The 6,074-nt window shown below is 73.8% G+C and carries 4 protein-coding genes; all 4 read left to right on the forward strand.

Annotated elements, in window-relative coordinates; all coding sequences use genetic code 11:
- The first annotated feature begins 1 nt into the window (after nucleotide 1).
- The 4 genes from AB0N31_RS31175 to AB0N31_RS31190 all read left to right on the forward strand — a co-directional run bounded on the left by AB0N31_RS31175 (nucleotide 2) and on the right by AB0N31_RS31190 (nucleotide 5,942).
- Nucleotides 2-2,392, forward strand: coding sequence for a lipopolysaccharide biosynthesis protein (locus AB0N31_RS31175; protein ID WP_366061823.1), 2,391 nt, complete (start codon nucleotides 2-4; stop codon nucleotides 2,390-2,392).
- Nucleotides 2,393-2,515: 123 nt separating this feature from the next.
- Nucleotides 2,516-4,288, forward strand: coding sequence for a glycosyltransferase (locus AB0N31_RS31180; RefSeq protein ID WP_366061817.1), 1,773 nt, complete (start codon nucleotides 2,516-2,518; stop codon nucleotides 4,286-4,288).
- Nucleotides 4,285-4,710 carry a hypothetical protein gene (locus AB0N31_RS31185; protein ID WP_366061819.1) on the forward strand — a complete coding sequence of 142 codons (426 nt, stop codon included), beginning with the start codon at nucleotides 4,285-4,287 and terminating at the stop codon, nucleotides 4,708-4,710. The genes AB0N31_RS31180 and AB0N31_RS31185 overlap by 4 nt, the downstream gene beginning before the upstream one ends.
- Nucleotides 4,711-4,838: 128 nt before the next feature.
- A complete protein-coding gene (locus AB0N31_RS31190) occupies nucleotides 4,839-5,942 on the forward strand; it encodes a glycosyl hydrolase (RefSeq protein ID WP_366061820.1) in 1,104 nt (367 codons plus the stop codon).
- Nucleotides 5,943-6,074 lie beyond the last annotated feature (132 nt).

Raw genomic sequence — 6,074 nt, forward strand, 5'->3', positions numbered from 1 at the left:
GATGCTCAGCACCGGTGTCTCCGCCGTGCTCGGCCTCGGCTTCTGGCTCGTGGCCGCCCGTTACTACACCGAGGAGGCCGTCGGGCAGGGCTCCGCCGCGATCGCCGCGATGCGTCTGCTGGCCAGCATCACGGCGACGACGATGATCGGCGCGGTCGTGCGCTTCGTCCCGCGCGCGGGACGGGCGACCGGTTCCCTGGTGCGGCGGGCGTACGCGGCGAGTTCGGTGGTGGTCGCCGTCGCCGCCGTCGGCTTCCTGCTCACGCTCGACACGTGGGGGGCGTCGTACGCGCCGCTCGGCACGCCGGTCGCCGGGGCGGCGTTCGTCGTCGCGTGCGTGGCCTGGGCGCTGCTCACCCTCCAGGACGGCGTGCTGACCGGACTGCGCAGGTCCGGATGGGTCCCGGTCGGCAACGCGGTGTTCTCGACCGGCAAGCTGATCCTGCTGGCCGTCTTCGCCACCGTGCTGCCGGCGCTCGGGATCTTCGTGTCCTGGGCCGCCGCCATCGCCCTGTCGACGGTGCCGCTGGGCTGGCTGATCTTCCGCAGGCTCATCCCGCGCCAGGCCGCGGCCGACCGGGACCTGGAACCGCCCGGGGTCCGCGAGATGGGCCGGTTCCTGGCCGGGGACTCGCTCGGCGCGCTGTTCAGCCTGGCGATGATCAACCTGCTGCCGGTGATGGTCGCCGTCCGCTTCAGCGCGGCGGAGAACGGCTACTTCTACGTGGCGTACACCGTCGGCGGCACGATGGAGTTCATGGCCATCAACATGGCCTCCTCCCTCACCGCCCACGCCTCGCACGACCCGCGCCGGCTCGCCGACGGCGTCCGCGGGGCGCTGCGCCGCATGACGCTGCTGCTGGTGCCGGTGGTGCTGGTCCTGGTGGTGTTCGCGCCGCAGATCCTGCTGCCGTTCAACGAGGACTACGCCGAACACGGGACCACCGTGCTGCGGTTGCTGGCCGCCGGGGCGCTGCCGCGGGTCGTGGTGGAGCTGTACATCGGGGTGCTGCGCGTGCAGGGCCGCACCGGCGTGCTCGCCGCGCTCCAGGGCGCCATGTGCACGCTGGTCCTGGGCAGCGCGGCCGTACTGTTCACCCCGGCCGGGATCGCGGGCGCGGGCTGGGCGGTGCTGCTGAGCATGTCGCTGATCGCCCTCGTGTCGGTCGCCGGGCTGCGGGCGGCGCTCCGCGAGGGCGGCCGGGTGCCCGCCACCGTGCCGGCCGACGCCTCGCCCGCGGACCGCTCCGCCCCGGCCGTCGCGACCGCCACCCGCACCGCGACCGCCACCCGCACCGCGACCGCGACGCGCACTGCGTCTGCGCCCGAGCCCGCGACCACGCCCGAGCCCACGCCCGCGTCCGCGGCCAGGACCGACGGCACGGTCGAGGTGGGCGGCGCGCGCGGGGCCCGGCTGAACGCCACCGTCGGGTACGGCACGAGCTGGGCGCGCCGGGCGGCGTACGAGCACGGGGCCCGCGACGAGGACACCGTCGCGCTGTTCATAGGACGCCCCGGATACGAGAGGGAGGCTCTCCAGGCGGACACCCTCGCGCTGATCGTCCGCCCGCACCGGGGCGCACCGCCGGTCGAGTCCGGCGAGGGACCGAGCGCGCCGGCGCCCGGCCCCGGGGGCGACGGCCTCTGGTCCGAGCGCGGACAGCGCCGACTGCGCGCCGGACTGTGGGGCCTCCTCGGCGTCGCCACGGTGTCCTACGTCGTGGCGCTGCGGAACCTGCCGTGGCTCGGCGGCCGGCTCACGGGCGGTCTCGCCGAGCCGTTGAGCGGGCGCGGGATGCTGGGCCTGCTGCCCGGCCCGGCGCTGCTCGCCGGGGCAACGCTGCTCCTGCTGTTCGTCGCCGCCGTGACACTGGTGACGCGGCGCGAGGCGTGGCTGCCGGGCACGGCGCTGGGAGCCGTCGTCCTCGCGCTGTACGCCGTACCGGTGGCCCTGGGACGGGAACCACGGGCACTGGGTGGGACGTTCTCCACGCAGACGGCGGATTTCTTCGCGCGGACCCTGGGTCTTCCCGGCCCCGACCCGCTGCTGCGCTGGGTGCCGCCGGTCTGTCAGCTGCTGTGCCTCGTGCTGCTGTGGCTGCTGCTCGACCGCGCCGGCCGGCGCTTCGGCGACCGGCCGGTCGGGCGGTTGCCGTGGGCGGCGCGCTGGGGGATCGTCTATCTCACCGCCGTGGGGGGCTGGGCGGGGAGAGAGGCGCTCGCGCCCGCCACGCCGCCGGTGCTCGGCCTGCTGTTCCTGCTCGTCCTGCTCCTGCCGCTCCGCCGTGCCGACCCGCCGTCGGAGCCCGCGCCGGATCCGCACCTGTCACCGACGGGCGGCAGAAGCGGCCGAGACGCCCCGAACACACCCAGCGACCCGTCCCGCGACTGATCAAGCCCAGAGCCGAACCGCCAGGGGGGAACCGTCGTGCGTCCGCCAACCACTCCACGGGAGAGATCCGAGCCGGAGCCCGCGCCCGCCGCGGACGCGCCGGGCCCGGCGGGCGGGGAACCCGTGAACGATCTCTCCGACCTGCCACCGGGCCGCCCCTGGTGGCACGCCGCGCTGCACCCCGCGCCCGCGCTGCTCGTCGCGCTCGCCCTGTGGGGCTGGGCGGTGACCCGCACCGACGTCTCCGACCTCGACGACTTCGGTCTCGTCACCGCCGTGCATCCCGCCTTCTGGGCGGGACTGACGCTGCTCACCGCCGGCTTCTGGGTCACGCTGCGCGGCCCGCGCCGCCACCCCCTCTGGGCACCGGCGTACGTCGTGGCCCTGCTGGTGATGGAGCGCGCCACCCAGGCGGTGCTGTACCCGACGCCCCTGTACGCCTGGGCGTGGAAGCACGACGCGGTCGTCGACCACCTGCTGACGGCCGGCCGGCTGGAGAACGCGGACGCGATCGGCGACATGGCCGTCTACGACCAGTGGCCGGGCTTCTTCGCCGCCCAGGCCACGCTGGTGCGGCTGCTGGGAGTGGACTCCGCCGCGCACGTCATGGCGTGGTGGCCGCTGGTGTCCGGCCTGCTGCTGCTGCTCCCGCTGCTGCTGCTCTACCGCACGTTCACCGAGGACCGGCGGCTGATCTGGACCGGAGTCTGGCTCTTCTGCGTCGCCAACTGGGTCGGCCAGGACTACTTCTCCCCCCAGTCCGTGGCCTTCGCCCTGCACCTCGGCGTGCTGACCGTCGTCCTGCGCCGCTACGGCCGCCCCGGCCGGTCCGCCGCGCGGCAGCGGCAGGCGGTGTGGACGGTGCTGCTCACCCTGCTGATCGTGGCCGTCGTCATCACGCACCAGCTCACCCCCGGCATGCTGATCGTCTCGCTGGCCGCCCTCTTCCTCATCCGTCGCTACCGCGACGGGGTCCCGCTGATCACGGCCGTCGTGATCTTCCTGGCCTGGTGCCTCACGGCCGCCCTGCCCTTCCTCTCCGCGACGATGCCCGACATGATCCGCTCGATCGGCGACATCGGCGGCAACGTCTCCACCGGCTACGGCGCCACCCCGACCGGTACCGGCGCGGTGACCACGTCCTGGGTGGCCCGGCTGCTGTCGGCCTCGGTGCTGCTGCTCGCGGTGGTGGGCGCGCTGCGCCGGCCGGTGCTGCGTCACCGCGCGACGCCGCTGCTGCTGATCGCGGCGGCCCCCCTGCCGATGCTCGGGGCGAGCAGCTACGGCAGCGAGATGATCTTCCGGGTGCTGATGTTCACGCTGCCCGGCGCGGCCTTCTTCGCCGCGGCGGCCCTGCTGCCGCAGGTGCGCACGCTGACGGCGATGCAGAAGGCCGGTCGGACCGAGCCCCGCCGCTACCTGTGGCTGCCGCCGCTCGCCCTCCTCGTCGGCACGCTCGCCTTCGTGCCGAGCTACTCCGGCAAGGACCGCATCAGCTACTTCCCGCCGGCCGAGGTGGACCTGGTGCGGCAGGTCGTCGACCGGGCGCCGGACGACTCCCTCGTCGTCGCGGCCGACCGCAACTACCCGCTGGCCTTCGCCGACTACTGGAGAGTGGACCACTACTGGTTCCTCGACGACGGCCGCGAGCACGTCGACGCCGTCGTGCGCGATCCGGCGACCGTACTGGCCCGCGACATGTCCGTCGTGAAGCCACCGGGCCGGGCCTACCTGCTGTTCACCCGCGGTCAGTTCGCCGACGCCGAGATGAACGGGCTTCTCGAAAAAGGCCAGTTGGACCGCATCCGGCGGTCCGTCGCCGCCTCGCCCCTGTTCGAGCGGGTGGCGGGGAACGACGCCGGGGTGGCCTACGTCCTGAAGGAGACGGGCCGATGACACCGCGGGAACTGGTCGTACGGGCACTGCCACCGCTCGGCGGCTGGCTGGCGCTGTCGGCGCTCGCGCTGCCCGACGGCTCCGTGCTGCGGGGCGCGGTCATGGTCGCCTTCCTGGCGGCGGGGCCGGGCGCCGCCGTGCTGAGGATCTGCGGTCCCGCGCTGGCCGTGGTGCCCGCCGCGGGGCCCGTGGAGCGCCGGGACCCGGCCTTCGAGCGCCACTCCGACCTGCTCGAACGGCTGATGCTGGCCGTGTTCGTCAGCGTGGCCCTCGTGCTGCTCGCCGGGACGGTGTTCATCGCCACGCACGCCTTCAGCGCGCAGCGCGTCCTGCTGACGCTCACGCTGCTCACCACGGTCGCCGCGTTCTGCCCGCGGCTGCGCGCCTCCCCACCGAGGACTGCGAAGGGTTCTGCTCTGTGAGGTTGCTCCACCCCGGCGGCGACGGCCACTCGCCCGGCGACGACGACCGCCCGTTTCCCTGCGACGGCCGAGCTCAGCGGCACCGGCGCCCGCGTGACCTCGGCCCCGCTCCCCGCCCCCGCCCCCGCGTGCCCCGCTCCGCGGGCCCCGGTCCCCGGCCCGGACCCCGCCCGCGCTTCCTCACCGTCGCCGCGGTCGCCTGTGCCGTCCTGATCGTCGTCCTCCTCCTGCGGGGCGGCACCGGCCTGGGCGACTCCGGTTCCGGGCCGGTTCCGGGCGGGTCGCGGCCCCCCGCCCTCGGCGGCAGGTGCGCGCCGACCGCGCTGCTTGAACCGCCCTGCGGGGCCTGGTTCGGCGCGTTCGTGCCGCACGGCAAGGACAACCTCGCGGAGAAGGTCCGCGGCTACGAGCGGCGCATCGGCCGCAAGCTCGACGTCGTGTACACGTACCACGACATGTCCCTGGTCCAAGGGAGCCGTCTGGAAGGGCAGTTGCTCACCCCGGAGGAGCAGCGCGTCGCCGGCGAGGAACATCTGCTGCTGCTGTCCTGGGAGAGCAAGTGGTGGGGCGGCACGAAGGCGCAGCAGCCCACCTGGAGGCAGATCGCGGACGGTGACCTGGACGCCTCGGTCATCGACGTCCAGGCCGCCCGGGTCAGGGAGTTCGGGGAGAAGGTCTTCCTCTCCTTCGACCTCGAGATGGACACCCGCACGCCCGCCAACGGCACCCCCGAGGACTACGTGCGCGCCTACCGCCACATCCACGACCGGTTCCGGGAGCTGGGCGTGACCAACGTGGTGTGGACGTGGATCACCACCGGTTATCTGGAGCACGCCGACCTGATCGAGCGGATGTACCCGGGCGACGACTACGTCGACTGGATCGCCTACAACCAGTACAACTACTACCGGTGCCACGAAGCGGGCTGGCTCTCCTTCGCCGAGACCCAGCGGGCCACGCACGACTGGATCCGCGAGAACATCTCCGACGACAAACCCCTGATGCTCTCCGAGTTCGGCACGGCCGACGACCCGTCCCGGCCGGGCCGGCAGGCGCAGTGGTACGCGCAGGTGCCGACGGTCCTGAAGGGCCTGACGGGCGTCAAGGCCGCGCTGCAGTGGAACTACCGCGACCCCGGCCCGCACTGCGACCTCGCGCTGGCGGGCGACGAATCCTGGGCCAGCCTGCGCAAAGCGGTCTCCGACCCCTATCTCAACCAGCCCTTCGGGTGACCCAGTCCTTCGGGTGACCCGGACGAGCCGTGGGCCTGGGCGTGTTTCGAAAGTCCCGTCTGCCCGGCGACGCCTGGCACGCACGCTCGCCGCGTTGTCGGGATCGCCCCGATACAACCAGTATCGGGGCGA

The sequence above is a fragment of the Streptomyces sp. NPDC051051 genome (genome assembly GCF_040682975.1).
Lineage (GTDB): Bacteria > Actinomycetota > Actinomycetes > Streptomycetales > Streptomycetaceae > Streptomyces.